9 protein-coding genes and 1 pseudogene are annotated in these 14,654 nt (G+C 67.2%); 5 read left to right on the top strand and 5 right to left on the bottom strand.

The window, feature by feature from the left end; all coding sequences use genetic code 11:
* Nucleotides 1-4: 4 nt before the first annotated feature.
* Nucleotides 5-3,133 carry a multidrug efflux RND transporter permease subunit gene (locus ABZO33_RS24550; protein ID WP_414538157.1) on the top strand — a complete coding sequence of 1,043 codons (3,129 nt, stop codon included), beginning with the start codon at nucleotides 5-7 and terminating at the stop codon, nucleotides 3,131-3,133.
* Between the two features lie 50 nt (nucleotides 3,134-3,183).
* On the opposite strand, the gene ABZO33_RS24545 is transcribed toward ABZO33_RS24550, so the two are convergent.
* Nucleotides 3,184-3,456, bottom strand: a complete 273-nt coding sequence (locus tag ABZO33_RS24545) for an HU family DNA-binding protein (protein ID WP_414538156.1) — start codon at nucleotides 3,454-3,456, stop codon at nucleotides 3,184-3,186.
* Between the two features lie 215 nt (nucleotides 3,457-3,671).
* On the opposite strand from ABZO33_RS24545, the gene mobA reads away from it, so the two are divergent.
* Nucleotides 3,672-4,247 (top strand): molybdenum cofactor guanylyltransferase MobA, encoded by a 576-nt coding sequence (mobA, locus tag ABZO33_RS24540; RefSeq protein WP_414538155.1) that lies wholly within the window; start codon nucleotides 3,672-3,674, stop codon nucleotides 4,245-4,247.
* Between the two features lie 189 nt (nucleotides 4,248-4,436).
* Here the strand turns inward: mobA and ABZO33_RS24535 are convergent, their stop codons facing one another.
* From ABZO33_RS24535 to ABZO33_RS24525, 3 genes are read right to left on the bottom strand one after another with little or no spacing between them, the layout of a single operon-like run.
* A complete protein-coding gene (locus ABZO33_RS24535) occupies nucleotides 4,437-5,840 on the bottom strand; it encodes an efflux transporter outer membrane subunit (RefSeq protein WP_414538154.1) in 1,404 nt (467 codons plus the stop codon).
* Entirely contained in the window at nucleotides 5,840-8,968 is a 3,129-nt protein-coding gene (locus tag ABZO33_RS24530) for a multidrug efflux RND transporter permease subunit (RefSeq protein ID WP_414538153.1), read from the bottom strand. Before ABZO33_RS24530 ends, ABZO33_RS24535 begins: the two co-directional genes overlap by 1 nt.
* A gap of 15 nt (nucleotides 8,969-8,983) precedes the next feature.
* Nucleotides 8,984-10,126, bottom strand: a complete 1,143-nt coding sequence (locus tag ABZO33_RS24525) for a MexC family multidrug efflux RND transporter periplasmic adaptor subunit (RefSeq protein WP_414538152.1) — start codon at nucleotides 10,124-10,126, stop codon at nucleotides 8,984-8,986.
* A gap of 180 nt (nucleotides 10,127-10,306) precedes the next feature.
* On the opposite strand from ABZO33_RS24525, the gene ABZO33_RS24520 reads away from it, so the two are divergent.
* From ABZO33_RS24520 to ABZO33_RS24510, 3 genes are all read left to right on the top strand, one after another.
* The gene (locus ABZO33_RS24520) at nucleotides 10,307-11,842 is read left to right on the top strand and encodes an FAD-dependent oxidoreductase (RefSeq protein ID WP_414538151.1); all 1,536 of its coding nucleotides are present in this window, start codon (nucleotides 10,307-10,309) and stop codon (nucleotides 11,840-11,842) included.
* 109 nt (nucleotides 11,843-11,951) lie between these two features.
* Nucleotides 11,952-12,959: an aldo/keto reductase gene (locus ABZO33_RS24515; RefSeq protein WP_414538150.1), complete on the top strand. Its 1,008-nt coding sequence runs from the start codon at nucleotides 11,952-11,954 to the stop codon at nucleotides 12,957-12,959.
* Nucleotides 12,960-13,189: 230 nt separating this feature from the next.
* Complete coding sequence (locus ABZO33_RS24510; RefSeq protein WP_414538149.1) at nucleotides 13,190-13,822, top strand: LysE family translocator; 633 nt, start codon at nucleotides 13,190-13,192, stop codon at nucleotides 13,820-13,822.
* Between the two features lie 3 nt (nucleotides 13,823-13,825).
* Here ABZO33_RS24510 and ABZO33_RS24505 read toward each other — a convergent pair.
* Nucleotides 13,826-14,038 (bottom strand): annotated as a pseudogene (locus tag ABZO33_RS24505) (MFS transporter); the annotation flags it as partial.
* Between the last annotated feature and the right edge of the window lie 616 nt (nucleotides 14,039-14,654).

The raw sequence follows: 14,654 nt of genomic DNA, 5'->3' as shown, positions 1-14,654 counted from the left end.
ATCCATGCCGCAGTTCTTCATCGACCGCCCGGTGTTCGCCTGGGTGGTCGCCCTGTTCATCCTCCTGGTCGGCGCCCTGGCCATCCCGCAACTGCCGGTCGCCCAGTATCCCGACGTGGCCCCGCCGCAGGTGGAAATCTACGCCGTCTACCCCGGCGCCTCGGCGGCGACCATGGACGAGAGCGTGGTCAGCATCATCGAGCAGGAGCTCAACGGTGCCGACAACCTGCTCTATTTCGAATCGCAGAGCAGCCTGGGCAGCGCCACCATCACCGCCAGTTTCCAGCCCGGCACCAACCCGGACATGGCCCAGGTCGACGTGCAGAACCGCCTCAAGGTGATCGAGTCGCGCCTGCCGCGCCCGGTCACCCAGCAAGGCCTGCAGGTGGAGAAGGTGTCCACCGGTTTCCTGTTGCTGGCCACCCTTACCTCCGAGGACGGCAGCCTCGACGAGATCGCCCTGTCGGACATCCTCGCGCGCAACGTGATGAACGAGATCCGTCGCCTCAAGGGCGTCGGCAAGGCGCAGCTGTATGGCTCCGAACGGGCCATGCGCATCTGGATCGACCCGGCCAAGCTGGTCGGCTTCAACCTCACGCCCAACGACGTGGCCGAGGCCATCGCCGCGCAGAACGCCCAGGTCGCCCCCGGCAGCATCGGCGATCTGCCGAGCCGACCGACCCAGGAGATCACCGCCAACGTGGTGGTCAAGGGCCAGCTGAGCACCCCCGAGGAATTCGCCGCCATCGTCCTGCGCGCCAACACCGATGGCTCCACGGTCACCGTCGGTGACGTGGCGCGGGTCGAGATCGGCGCCCAGGAATACCAGTACGGCACCCGCCTCAACGGCAAGGCCACCAGCGCCTTCAGCGTCAAGCTGTCGCCCGGCGCCAACGCCATGGAAACCGCGACCCTGGTCAAGCAGAAGCTCGACGAACTGGCGCGCTACTTCCCGTCCGGGGTGAAGTACGACATCCCCTACGACACCTCGCCCTTCGTCAAGGTCTCGATCAAACAGGTGATCAACACCCTGCTCGAAGCCATGGTGCTGGTGTTCGCGGTAATGTTCCTGTTCCTGCAGAACTTCCGTTACACGCTGATCCCGACCCTGGTGGTGCCGGTGGCGCTGATGGGCACCTTCGCGGTGATGAACGTCCTGGGTTTCTCGGTCAACGTACTGACCCTGTTCGGCATGGTGCTGGCCATCGGCATCCTGGTGGACGACGCCATCGTCGTGGTGGAAAACGTCGAGCGGATCATGGCCGAGGAAGGCCTGCCGCCCAAGGAAGCCACGCGCAAGGCCATGGGCCAGATCAGCGGCGCCATCGTCGGCATCACCTTGGTGCTGGTGGCGGTGTTCCTGCCGATGGCCTTCATGCAAGGTTCGGTGGGGGTGATCTATCAGCAGTTCTCGGTGTCGATGGCGGTGTCGATCCTGTTCTCGGCGTTCCTCGCCCTGAGCCTGACCCCGGCCCTGTGTGCCACCCTGCTCAAGCCGCTGGAGAAAGGCGAGCATCATGAGCGCAAGGGCTTCTTCGGTTGGTTCAACCGCCGCTTCGAAGGCATGAGCAACGGCTACCAGCGCTGGGTGACCCACGCCCTGGCCCGCAGCGGTCGCTACCTGTTGGTGTATGCCGCGCTGGTCGGCGTGCTGGTGTACGGTTTCAGCCAGCTACCCACCGCCTTCCTGCCCACCGAGGACCAGGGCTACACCATCACCGACATCCAGCTGCCGCCGGGCGCCAGCCAGGCACGCACCATCGAGGTCGGGCAGCAGATCGAGGCGCACAACGCCGCAGAGCCCGGCGTGGCCAACACCACGCTGATCCTCGGCTTCAGCTTCTCCGGTAGCGGGCAGAACGCGGCGCTGGCCTTCACCACGCTCAAGGACTGGTCCGAGCGCGGTGGCGACGACAGCGCGCAGTCGATCGCCGAGCGCGCCACCATGGCCTTCACCCAGCTCAAGGACGCCATCGCCTACGCGGTGCTGCCACCGCCGGTGGACGGCCTGGGCGAGTCGACCGGTTTCGAGTTCCGCCTGCAGGACCGCGGCGGCATGGGCCACGCGGGGCTGATGGAGGCCCGCGACCAACTGCTGGACGCGGCGCGCAAGAGCAAGGTGCTGGTCAACGTGCGCGAAGCATCGCTGGCAGAGAGCCCTCAGGTCGAGCTGCAAGTGGACCGCCGCCAGGCCAACGCCCTGGGCGTGTCGTTCGCCGACATCGGCGCGGTGCTCGACACCGCGGTGGGTTCGAACTACGTCAACGACTTCCCCAACCAGGGCCGCATGCAGCGGGTGGTGGTGCAGGCCGAAGGCGACCGGCGCAGCCAGGTCGAGGACTTGCTGAAGATCCACGTGCGCAACAGCAGCGGCAAGATGGTGCCCCTGGGCGCCTTCGTCAGCGCCCGCTGGCAGTCCGGCCCGGTGCAGCTGACCCGTTACAACGGCTACCCGGCGGTGTCGATTTCCGGAGAGCCGGCGGCCGGCTACAGTTCGGGCGAGGCCATGGCCGAGATCGAGCGCCTGGTGGCACAGCTGCCGGCAGGTGCCGGCCTGGAGTGGACCGGCCTGTCGCTGCAGGAACGCCTGTCCGGCAGCCAGGCGCCACTGCTGATGGCGCTGTCGCTGCTGGTGGTGTTCCTGTGCCTGGCCGCGCTGTACGAGAGCTGGTCGATCCCCACCGCGGTGCTGCTGGTGGTGCCCCTGGGCGTGCTCGGCGCGGTGCTCGCGGTGACCCTGCGCGGGCTGCCCAACGACGTGTTCTTCAAGGTCGGCCTGATCACCCTGATCGGCCTGTCGGCGAAGAACGCCATCCTGATCATCGAGTTCGCCAAGGACCTGGTGGACCAGGGCGTCGATGCGGCGGACGCGGCGATCCAGGCTGCCCGTCTGCGCCTGCGCCCGATCGTGATGACTTCGCTGGCGTTCATCCTCGGCGTAGTGCCGCTGGCCATCGCCAGCGGCGCCAGCTCGGCCAGCCAGCAAGCCATCGGCACCGGGGTGATCGGCGGCATGCTCAGCGCCACCTTCGCCGTGGTGTTCGTGCCGGTGTTCTTCGTGGTGGTGATGCGCCTGGCCGGGCGCGGCAAGACGGCGCGGCATAGTGCCGAGGCGGCCGACCAGCCGCTGTGAGCCGGCAAGCGCCAGGCAGGCCCCCAGTGCCTGCCTGGCGCTTGCGCACCTTAGTTGACGACCTCTTTCAGGGCCTTGCCCGCCTTGAACACCGGCTGCTTCCTGGCCGGGATCCGGATCGCCTTGCCGGTTCGCGGGTTGCGCCCTTTACGGCTGCGCCGATCCGCTACAGAGAATGCCCCGAAGCCCACCAGGGATACCGAGCCCCCCGCCGTCAACTCCTTGGCCACGGCATTGATGAAGGCATTCAGGCAGCGCCCGGCGGACACTTTGCTGATATCGGCATACTCGGCAATCGATTCGATCAGGTTTTTCTTGTTCATCGCCACGCTCCAGGTCTAAAGGATTCGACACAATTCTGTCATCGAGGCTGTCTCGAGCCAGCTCGATGACGCCTGTGCAAACCATTAGCTATTAGCCGTCCGGCCTCGCACAACTGGCAGAAATGTCAGGTGGCCGCTTGCCTGCACTGCGCTGGACAACGCGACGAGGGCATGGGAGGGTGGTCCACCTCGTGCCACCGACAGAAGCCGCCGTCATGCCTGCCCCCCTTCCCCCCTGCTCCATCCTTATCCTCGCCGGCGGCCGTGGCCAGCGCATGGGCGGGCGTGACAAGGGGCTGGTGCCCTGGCGCGGCGAGCCGTTGGTGGCGCATGTGCAACGCGCCGTGCGGGCGCTGAGCGATGACCTGGTGATCTCCTGCAACCGCAACCAGGCGGCCTACGCGACCTACGCCGACCAGCTCGTCACCGACGCCGAAGCGGACTTTCCCGGTCCGCTGGCCGGCGTGATCAGCGGGCTCAGGGCAGCGCGACACGCGTGGGTGGCGGTGCTGGCCTGCGATGCGCCGCGCATCGACCGGGCGCTGGTCGAGGACCTGCTGCGCCTGGCCGTGGCGCATGACAGCGTGGCGATGGTGCGCCAGGGCGGGTATTGGCAGCCGATGTTCAGTGTGTTGCCCCGGCGCGTGTTGCCATTGCTGGAGCAAGCCTGGCAGGCAGGCGAGCGGAGTTTGCAGAAGGCCTTGCTGCAGGCGAGCGTCCAGGGGTTGGAGTGTTTCGAGGACGATCCGCGATTGAGCAACTTCAACAGCCCGGATCTGTTGCAGGATTAACGCCTCGATCGCGGGGCAAGCCCGCTCCCACGAAAAGCCCACTTGCGCAGTAATAGGCGAATTCCGTGGGAGCGGGCTTGCCCCGCGATTACGTCGGTCCTACCTACCTCATCTTTCAGGCAAAAAAAGCCCCGGGGCAAAAATCCCCCGGGGCCGAAGCGGTTGGAATCCCCAACCAAAGGAGTTTTTTCAGCCCTCGGCCGGCCAGCCACCGCCCAAGGCACGGAACAGATCGACCAGTGCCAGCTGGCGCTGGGTGCTGGCCTCGATGAACGCCGCTTCGTTGACATAGCCGTTGCGCTGCGCGTCCAGGTAGCGCAGGTGGTTGTCCACGCCGCCCTCGTAGCGCGCCTTGGCCAGCGCCACGGTCGCCCGGCTGGTGTCGGCCAGGGCCCGCCGCGCCGCTTCCTCGCGGCGCAGGGTGTCGGTGGTGGCCAGGGCGTCGGCCACTTCGCGGAAGGCGCTCTGGATCGTGCCTTCGTAAGCAGCCACCGCCGAGTCCTTGCGCACCTCGGCCAGGTTCAGGCCAGCCTGGTTGCGCCCGGCGTCGAACAGCGGCAGCGACAGTTGCGGCATGAACGTCCAGTTACGCGAGCCACCGTCGAACAACCCGGACATCTGCGCGCTGGAGGTGCCGAAGCTGCCGGTCAGGCTGATCCGCGGGAAGAACGCCGCCCGCGCCGCGCCGATATCGGCATTGCGCGCCCGCAGCCGGTGCTCGGCGGCGAGGATGTCCGGGCGGCGCTCGATCAACGCCGACGGCGCGCCCGGGGCGATGTCCTGCAGGACCATCGGCGCCTGCGCCCGCTCGGCGGGAATCGACTTGGCCGCCTCGGCGCTGCCCACCAGCAGCACCAGGGCGTTGTAGGCCTGGCGCTGCTCGCGCACGATGCCTTCCAGCTCGGCCCGTGACTGCTCGACCAACCCCAGCGCCTCCTGGTGGTCCAGTGCCGTGGCCGTGCCGGCGCCTCGCCGCTGGCCGACCAGGGCCAGCGAATCCTCGCGGCTGGCCAAGGTCTGGCGAGTCAGCGTCAGGCGCCGCTCGGCACCGTCCAGGCTCAGGTAGGCCTGGCTCACTTCGGCGATCAGCGCGATGCGGGCGGCGCGGCCGACTTCCTCGGTGGCCAGGTACTGCTCCAGGGCCGCATCGCTCAGGCTCTTGACCCGACCGAACAGGTCCACTTCGTACTCTGGCAGCGACAGCCCCACCTGGTAGCTGCTGCTGACCCCTTCCCTGCCGCTGTTCGACAGGTCCGCCGGCAGGTGCTGGCGGTTGCCGGAGGCACCGGCATTCAGGCCAGGTACCCGATCGGCCCGCTGGATACGGTATTGCGCACGGGCCTGCTCGATGTCGAGCAGGGTCTGACGCAGGGAGCGGTTGTTGTCCAGTGCCGTGGTGACCAGTTGGTGCAAGGCCGGATCGACGATGAACGCCTGCCAGTCCAGCTGCTCCACCGACTTGCCCTGATGGCCGGCGGCATCGCCCCAGGCAGCCGCCACCGGCGCCTCCGGGCGCTGGTAGGTCGGTGCCAGGGAACAGCCGACCAGGGTAACGGCCAGCGCGAACGGGAGTGCACATTTACCCATGACCATCACTTCGTCACCTCGACAGCGTGTTGCACAGGGGCCGGCTTGCGCTTGAGCAGCTTCAGCACCCAGACGAAACAGATCGGCACGAACACCACCCCCAGCAGGGTGGCGCTGAGCATGCCGCCAATCACCCCGGTACCGATGGCGCGCTGGCTCGCCGCGCCGGCGCCGGTGGCGATGGCCAGGGGTACCACGCCGAGGATGAAGGCCATGGAGGTCATCACGATCGGGCGGAAACGCAGGCGCGCGGCCTCGATCGCGGCGTCACTCAAGCTGTAACCCTTCTCCCACAGTTCCTTGGCGAACTCGACGATAAGGATGGCGTTCTTCGCCGCCAGGCCGATGATGGTGATCAGGCCGACCTTGAAGTACACGTCGTTGGGCATGCCAGTGAGCAGCACCGCCCACACCGCGCCCAAGGCGCCGATCGGCACGATCAGCATCACCGTCAGCGGGATCGCCCAGCTTTCGTACAGTGCCACCAGCAGCAGGAACACCACCAGGATGGCCAGGGCGAACAGGCCGGCGGCCTGGCCACTGGAGACCTTCTCCTGATAGGAAAGGCCGGTCCAGGCATAGCCGATCCCCGGCGGCAGTTCGCTGGCCAGACGCTCCATCTCGGCCATGGCCTGGCCGGTACTGTGGCCGGGCGCGGCGTCGCCGGCGATGCGAATCGACGGGTAGCCGTTGTAGCGCACCAGCTGCACCGGGCCCTCTTCCCATCGGGTGGTGACGAAGGCACTGAACGGCACCTGCTCGCCCTGGGCGTTCGGCGCATACAGGCGCAGCACGCTTTCCGGGGTCATGCGCTCACCCTGCTCGGCCTGCACCACCACCCGTTGCTGACGCCCGGCGTTGGTGAAGTCGTTGATCACCGCCGAACCGAAAGCGGTGGCCAGGGTGCTGTTGATCGACTCGAAGTTAACGCCCAGGGCGCGGGCTTTCTCACGGTCGATCTGCACCCGCAGCTGCGGCGCCTCGGCCAGGCCTTCCATCATCGCGTAGAGGATCACCGGGTTGCCGTTGGCACGGCTCAGCAACTGGTCACGGGCCGCCAGCAGCGCCTCGCGCCCCAGCCCGCCACGGTCCATCAGGCGCAGGGCGAAACCACCGGAGTTGCCCAGGCCGTCTATCGGCGGCGGCATGACTGCAGTGATGGTGCCGTCGCCATTTGCCGCGAACTGCGCGTTGATGGCGGCGGTTTCCGCCTCGGCCGATTGCGCCTTGCTGCGCTCGGACCAGTCCTTGTAGGTCGGGAACGCCAGCGCGGCGTTGTCGCCCTGGCCCGAGAAGCTGAAGCCACTGACGATGAACGAGTTGGCCGTCGCCTCGCGGGACATCAGGAACTGCTCCAGCGCCTCGGCGGTATGGTCGGTACGCACCCGGCTGGCACCCGGTGGCAGCTGCACGTCGACGATGCTGTAGCCCAGGTCCTCGGCCGGCACGAACGCCTCCGGCAGACGCAGGTAGGAATAACCAAGCACCACCAGGATGCCGGCATAGGCCAGCATCCAACGCCCGGCACGGGCCACCAGGGCGCTGTTCATCACCGAGTAGCGCTCGGTGACGCGGGCAAAGGCGCGGTTGAAAGCGCCGAAGAAACCGCCTTTCTCGTGGTGCCCATGGGGCACCGGCTTGAGCAGCGTGGCACACAGCGCCGGGGTGAAGGTCAGGGCGAGGAAACCGGAGAACAGGATCGATACCGCCAGCGACACCGAGAACTGCTGGTAGATCACCCCGACCGAGCCGGACATGAACGCCAGCGGCAGGAACACTGCCGCCAGCACCAGGGTGATACCGATGATCGCCCCGGACACCTGTCCCATCGCCTTGACAGTCGCATCCACTGGCGACAGCCCTTCCTCGGCCATCAGCCGCTCGACGTTCTCCACCACGACGATGGCGTCGTCCACCAGGATGCCGATGGCCAGCACCATGCCGAACATGGTCATCATGTTCACCGAAAAGCCCAGCAGCTTCATGATCATCAGCGTGCCCAGCAGGCACACCGGCACCACGATCGACGGGATCAGGGTGTAGCGCAGGTTCTGCAGGAACAGGAACATCACCAGGAACACCAGCACCATGGCTTCGATCAGGGTGTGGATCACCTTCTCGATGGCCACGTCGACGAAGCGCGAAGTGTCGTAGGGCACCGAGTACTCGACGCCCTCGGGGAAGAACTGCGCCAGCTCCGCCAGGCGTTCCTTGACCAGGGTCGCGGTCTGGATGGCGTTGGCGCCAGGCGCCAGCTGCACCGCGCCAGCCACGGCCGGGTGACCGTTCAGACGCGCCGACAGGTTGTAGTTCTCGCTGCCGATGGCCATGCGCGCGACATCGCCCAGGCGCACGCTGGAGCCGTCCGGGTTGGCGCGCAGGACGATAGCGGCGAACGCCTCGGGGGTTTCCAGGGTGCCCTGCACGGCCAGGGTCGCGGTCAGCTCCTGTTCGCTGGCGCCCGGCGTGCTGCCGAAGCTGCCGGCCGGTACCTGGACGTTCTGGCCACGGATGGCGTTGTTGATGTCGTCGATGGACAAGCCGTAGCCCACCAGCTTCTGCGGATCGACCCAGACCCGCATCGCCGCTTCGGAGGCGAAGAACTGCAGCTTGCCCACGCCGGGCACGCGCAGCAGTTCATTGTTGATATTGCGCGCGGCATAGTCGGCCAGGGCCGTGGTGTCACCGCTGTCGCCAGCCTTGCTGGTCAGGGCGTAGATCAGCAGGAAGCCGGAGCTCGCCTGCTCGACCTTCAGGCCCTGGGTCAGCACGGCCTGGGGCATGCGCGCCTCGGCCTTCTTCAGGCGGTTCTGCACGTCGACCTGGGCCATGTCCGGATCGGTGCCCGGCTCGAAGGTCACCAGCACCTCGGCGACGCCGTTGGAGTTGTTGGTGGATTCGTAGTACAGCAGGCCCTTGGCGCCGTTGAGCGACTCCTCGATGATGCTGGTCACCGACTCCACCATCACCTTGGCGGAGGCGCCCGGGTAGGCGGCGTTGATCGAGATCTGCGGCGGCGCCACGCTGGGATACTGGGCCACCGGCAATGCCGGGATCACCAGCAGGCCGGCCAGGGCAATGAACAGCGCCACGACCCAGGCGAAGTTCGGCCGATTGATGAAGAACTTGGACATCTCGCTACCCTCGTCTTAATGCGCCGCGGCCTGTTGCGCCTGTGCAGGCGTTACCGGCATGCCGGGAGCCAGCCCGGCCGGGCTGCCGACAATGACCTGGTCACCAGCGCGCAGGCCTTCGGTGATCTGCCAGCGCGAACCGTGCATCACGCCGGTACGCACACTGCGCGCCTCGGCCAGGCTGCCGGTGCCGACCACCATCACCCGCGCCTCGCCGTCGCTGCCGCGCTGCACCGCCCGTTGCGGCACCAGGATGGCCTGCGGGTCAGTGCCCTGCGGGGTGCGCACGCGCACGTACATGCCCGGCAGCAGGATGCCGTCGGCATTGTCGAAACGACCGCGCAGGGTGACCTGGCCGGTGCTGCGGTCGACCGCCACGTCGGTGAACATCAGCGCGCCCTGGCGCTGGTAGTCGGTGCCTTCCACCTGGGCGGTCAGCGCCTTGTCGTCGCCACCGCCGAGCGCGCCGTCCTTGAGGGCCTGACGCAGACGCAGGGCTTCGGCGGCGGACTGGGTGAAGTCGACGTAGATCGGATCGAGCTGCTGGATGCGCGCCATCAAGGTGGCGTCGCCCTGCCCGACCAGGGCGCCTTCGGTGGCCAGGGCACGGCCGATGCGCCCGGAGATCGGCGCAGTGACCGTGGCATAGCCCAGGTTCAGGCGCGCGGTCTGCACGTCAGCCTGGGCCGAGCGCACGGCCGCCTGGGCGCTGCGCAGCTCGGCGCTGGCGCTGTCGAAGTCCTGCTGGCTGACCGCCTCGATCTTGACCAGCGGTTCATAGCGCTTGACCCGTGCCTGGGCCTCCTGCCGCACCGCCTGGGCCCGCGCAAGATCGGCCTCGACACGCGCCAGGGCGGCCTTGAACGGTGCCGGGTCGATCTGGAACAGCACATCGCCGGCCTTGACGTCGGCGCCTTCCTCGAAACGTTTGTGCAGGACAATGCCGGCCACCCGGGCACGCACCTCGGCCACCCGCATCGGTTCGACCCGGCCCGGCAGGGTCGAAGCCAGGGCCAGCTGTTCGCTGGCCAGCGTCACGGTTTCCACCGGAAATGCCGTTTCAGTCGCGGCCTGCTGTTCTTCGGCCGCGCCGCAGCCAGCCAGTGCTACCGCCACTGCCAGCCAGCTGACCATCCCTATTACACGCAAATTGCTCATGAACTCACCCGAGCCGTTAACTAAAATTGGCGCGAATGGTACTTACACATTCGATTTGAGTCAATTTAGTCTCATTTGAAGTTTTTGTGAAATGTTGTAATCACCCTTCCGGTCGTCGGCTGATCGCAGCCTGAGCCCATGGCGGGCGTCAAATGAACACAACCTGCTGAGGAGATCCCCATGACCTTGCATGCCGTGGCCAGCCTCGAACAGCTCGAAGAACACCGTCCCCTGCGCGTCCAGGCCGGCAGCGAAGACATCGTCCTGGTACGCCAGGGCGAGCGGGTGCGTGCGTACCAGGCCAACTGCCCGCATGAGGGCGCGCCACTGGAACAAGGCGCGGTCTGTGGTGGGTTGCTGATCTGCCCGTGGCACAAGGCCGCCTTCGCCGTGGACGACGGCCTGGTGTGCGAGCCCCCGGCGCTGGCCGGTCTGCGCCGCCATGCCGTGCAGGTCAGGGACGGCCAGGTATGGGTGGACGACCAGCCACTGCCCGAGGCCGAAACGCCGCGCCACAGCGACGCGCGGACCTTCGTCGTGGTGGGCGCCGGCGCCGCCGGGGCGGCCGCCATCGCCACCTTGCTCGACCATGGCTTTGCCGGCCGCCTGTTGTGGATCGACCAGGAACAGCCAAACGCCTACGATCGCACCGCCCTGAGCAAGTTCGTCATCGCCGGGCAGATGCCGGTGGACGAAGTATCCTCGCTGCTCGCGCCAGTCGACCTGCGCCGGGGCCAGCTGCAGCGCATCCACAGCAAGGTACGCGCGCTGGATGCCGGCAAACGCGTGATCAGCCTGGCTGACGGCCAGCAACTGAAGTACGACGCCGCCCTGCTGGCCACCGGCGGCAAGCCCAACCGCCCCCAGCTCCCCGGCGTGCAACTGCCCGGCATCTGCGTACTGCGCTCGCGCACCGATGCCGCGCAGCTGCTCGATCTGGCCGAGCCGGGCCAGCCGGTGGTGATCGTCGGCGACGGTTTCATCGGCCTGGAAGCCGCCAGCGCCCTGCGCAAGTACGGCCTGCAGGTGCATGTGGTCACGCGCCACGCCATCCCGCTGGCCCGGCAGTTGGGCGAGCGCATCGGCCAGGCCCTGCGCGAGCTGCACGAGCGCAAAGGTGTGCAGTTCCACGGGCCGAGCGAGGTGATCGGCTTCGACGGCCACGAGCGCGTCGAGGCCGTGCTGCTGGCCAATGGCGAGCGCCTGGAGACCGCGCTGGTGCTGCTGGGCATCGGCGTCACCCCGGCCACCCGTTTCGTCCAAGGCCTGCCCCTGGCCGATGACCATTCGCTCACGGTAGACGCGCACCTGCAGGCCGCCGACGGCCTGTGGGCGGCCGGCGATATCGCCACCTTCCCCCTGGCCGGCCGCCCGGTACGCATCGAGCACTGGCGCCTGGCCCAGCAGCACGGCGTGATCGCCGCCGCCAACATGCTCGGCGAGCGGCACCGCTACGACGACGTGCCGTTCTTCTGGACCTACCAGCACGGCCGCACCTACGAAGTGCTCGGGCATGCCAGCGGCTGGAACCGCATCGAGTACGTCGGCTCGCCGGAACAGGGCGACTTCATCGCTCTGCAGTGCCTGGACGATCAGGTCGAGGCAGTGATCGCCAAGGGCTGTTCACGGGCCATGGCCGTGCTGTCGCAGCGCATGAAACGGCCGCTGTCGAGCCGCGAGGCGCGTGAGCTGATCGATGCCTGGCCGGAGGGATGAGCCATTCGCCAGTGCCTGGAAACGGCGCCTGGCCCGCGCTTTCAAAGCAGGGCGGAACTGTGTAAAAGAGGGGAACCCCTCTCAGGATGTCAGAAAAGGATTATCTGCAATGATCTACCGCCCCCTCGGCCACTCCGGCCTGCAAGTCTCGGCCCTGACGCTCGGCAGCATGATGTTCGGTGAACAGACCAGCACCGAAGACTCGCTGCGCATCATCGACAAGGCCTGGGACCAGGGCATCAACTTCGTCGACACCGCCGATGTCTACAATGGCGGCCGTTCCGAGGAGATCGTCGGCGAGGCGGTGGCGCGCAACCGCCACGAGTGGATCATCGCCTCCAAGGCCGGCTATGGCCCGGTCGATGGCCTGCCGAACCGCAGCGGCCTGTCGCGCAAGCACCTGTTCAATGCCATCGAGGCCACCCTCACGCGCATGGGCACCGACTACCTGGACATCTACTACCTGCACCGCGAGGACCATTCGGTACCGCTGGAAGAGACCGTGCGCGCCATCGGCGACCTGCTGGCGCAAGGCAAGATCCGCTACTGGGGCGTGTCCAACTTCCGCGGCTGGCGCATCGCCGAAATCTGCAATGTGGCGCAAAGGCTCGGCGTGGCCAAGCCGGTGGTCAGCCAGCCGCTGTACAACATCGTCAACCGCCAGGCCGAGCCCGAGCAACTGACCGCCGCCGCCTACCATGGCCTGGGCGTGGTGCCGTTCAGCCCGCTGGCCCGTGGCGTGCTCAGCGGCAAGTACGCGCCAGGCTCCAGCCCCGACGAAGGCAGCCGTGCCGGGCGCCAGGACAAGCGCATCATGGAAGTGGAATGGCGCCAGGAGTCGCTGGCCATCGCCCAGAAGATCCATGCCTATACCGAGGCCAAGGGCGTCGGCATCGTCGAGTTCGCCATCGCCTGGGTGCTCAACAACCGCCTGGTCAGCTCGGCCATCGTCGGGCCGCGCACCGAGGCGCAGTGGGACACCTATGCCGGTGCGCTGGAGGTCAAGGTCACGGCGGAGGACGAGGCCTTCATCGATTCGCTGGTGACGCCGGGCCATGCCTCGACCCCGGGCTTCAACGATGTCGCCCACTTCGTCAGCGGGCGCCTGGCGCGCTGACACCTGGTCCAAGGCGAGGGGTGTGAGGCGTGGGAGCGGGCTTGCCCCGCGATGAAGGTTGCGCAATGCCTGGCACCCGCTTCGCGGGTGTTCGCGGGGCCCGTCGCATCGGCGCACCGCCGCTTCCACGTTGTCCCCAGCAGATCGACAGTTCATGTGTGCGCAAGCCCAATGGCGGTCCGCGCCGATTACTGGCATTGTCTGTCTTTCCCAGCGCAAAGGACGCGCCCATGGCCCTGCACCTCTGGTTGACCTTCTCCTTCGCCTATCTGCTCACCTCGCTGCTGCCCGGCCCGAATGTCCTGCTCACCGTGCGTAACGCCTTGCGCTACGGCCCTTCCGGCATGGGCATGACCCTGTTCGGCAACCTCACCGCGCAACTGCTGACGATCACCGCCGTGGCCATGGGCGTGGGCGCACTGCTGATCTCGTTGCCCACGGCGTTCCTGGCGCTGAAACTGGCCGGCGCCGCTTACCTGATCTACCTCGGCCTGCGCCAGTTGCTGGGTAAAGGAGCCCCCACCGCGCCGACGGCGCAGGTGGCCGCGACGCCACCCCAGACGCAATGGCGGATCGCCGTGGAAGCCTTCCTGGTCTCGGCGAGCAACCCCAAGACCCTGGTGTTCTTCTGCGCCTTCCTGCCGCAGTTTCTCGAGCCCGGGCGGCCGATCTTCGGCCAGTTCGCGGCGATGTACCTGAGCGGCTCGCTGATCGTCTGCCTGGTGCATTCCTTCTACTGTTTCACCGCCTGGCGCTTCGGCCTGCGCCTGAAGGCTTCGCCCCTGGCGGCCTGGTTCAAGCGGGCCAGCGGCGCGCTGTTCATCGGCCTGGGCGTGCGCCTGCTCAACGCCCGGGCGGTGTAGGCCTCACTCGCTCGCCAGCATGGCCAGGGTGGCGATCATCGCCAGCGCAGCAAACCCGCACGCCACGTAGCCCAAGGCGCCCAGCCCCAGCATCTGGATCGTCGCGCCGCCCAACGCCGCACCGGCGGCGATACCGGCATTGGCCGCCGACACGGTCAAGGTCCCGGCCTTGGCGCCGGCCTGCATCACCCGCACCTGGCAGACCGGGAACAGCGCCAGCGCACGGCATCGCCCAGTTACCGACCTGGCTGCTCCAGCGCCAGCTCGATGCCGGGACGCGGCAACAGGTACTGCCGGCGTACACGTTAGAAGGATTGCCGATCAACCTGGCCTGGCGCCGCAACCGCAGACACCTGCCCAAGCTGAGCGCGATGGTCCAGGCCTGGCCGAGCGCCAAGGCTAGCGATACGGGCGTTGATCTGCTCACGGGCGCAGGTGTCGGACATGGCAGCAACCTCAGACAGTTTCTCCAAGAACTGTAACCGAATGCTGCCAAATCGTGCCGATCAGGACGATTGGAGAAACGTCCTACGTAGTTTTGGGAAGCCCTATAGCCCACCAGTGTGGCGTTCCTCGCTAGGGTTTCGTGTCTGCGTAGCCGTCGCTTGTGACTGACTGCAATAGCCATGTTTGGCAAAGGCCATCAGCGACGAGACCGGCCCACTCAAGGACAGCCGCACCCAAAGGACTTCCCATGCCCACGCAATCCGACCTGCATTACCGCTTCCAGCCCCTGGCCAGCAAGACCCTCTTCGAAGTCGTCTCCTTCACCCTCGACGAAGCCCTCAGCACCCCGTTCAGGCTCGTCGTCGAACTGGTCAGCTACACCGAA

This window comes from Pseudomonas sp. CAM1A (genome assembly GCF_047501685.1).
GTDB lineage: Bacteria > Pseudomonadota > Gammaproteobacteria > Pseudomonadales > Pseudomonadaceae > Aquipseudomonas.
Note: the sequence above shows the minus strand (reverse complement) of the source record. Positions and strands in the feature narration are given on the sequence as shown.

Coding starts and splice junctions, on each gene's coding strand:
- ABZO33_RS24550 (WP_414538157.1), top strand. CDS start 5: ATGCCGCAGTTCTTCATCGACCGCCCGGTGTTCGCCTGGGTGGTCGCC.
- ABZO33_RS24545 (WP_414538156.1), bottom strand. CDS start 3,456: ATGAACAAGAAAAACCTGATCGAATCGATTGCCGAGTATGCCGATATC.
- mobA (WP_414538155.1), top strand. CDS start 3,672: ATGCCTGCCCCCCTTCCCCCCTGCTCCATCCTTATCCTCGCCGGCGGC.
- ABZO33_RS24535 (WP_414538154.1), bottom strand. CDS start 5,840: ATGGTCATGGGTAAATGTGCACTCCCGTTCGCGCTGGCCGTTACCCTG.
- ABZO33_RS24530 (WP_414538153.1), bottom strand. CDS start 8,968: ATGTCCAAGTTCTTCATCAATCGGCCGAACTTCGCCTGGGTCGTGGCG.
- ABZO33_RS24525 (WP_414538152.1), bottom strand. CDS start 10,126: ATGAGCAATTTGCGTGTAATAGGGATGGTCAGCTGGCTGGCAGTGGCG.
- ABZO33_RS24520 (WP_414538151.1), top strand. CDS start 10,307: ATGACCTTGCATGCCGTGGCCAGCCTCGAACAGCTCGAAGAACACCGT.
- ABZO33_RS24515 (WP_414538150.1), top strand. CDS start 11,952: ATGATCTACCGCCCCCTCGGCCACTCCGGCCTGCAAGTCTCGGCCCTG.
- ABZO33_RS24510 (WP_414538149.1), top strand. CDS start 13,190: ATGGCCCTGCACCTCTGGTTGACCTTCTCCTTCGCCTATCTGCTCACC.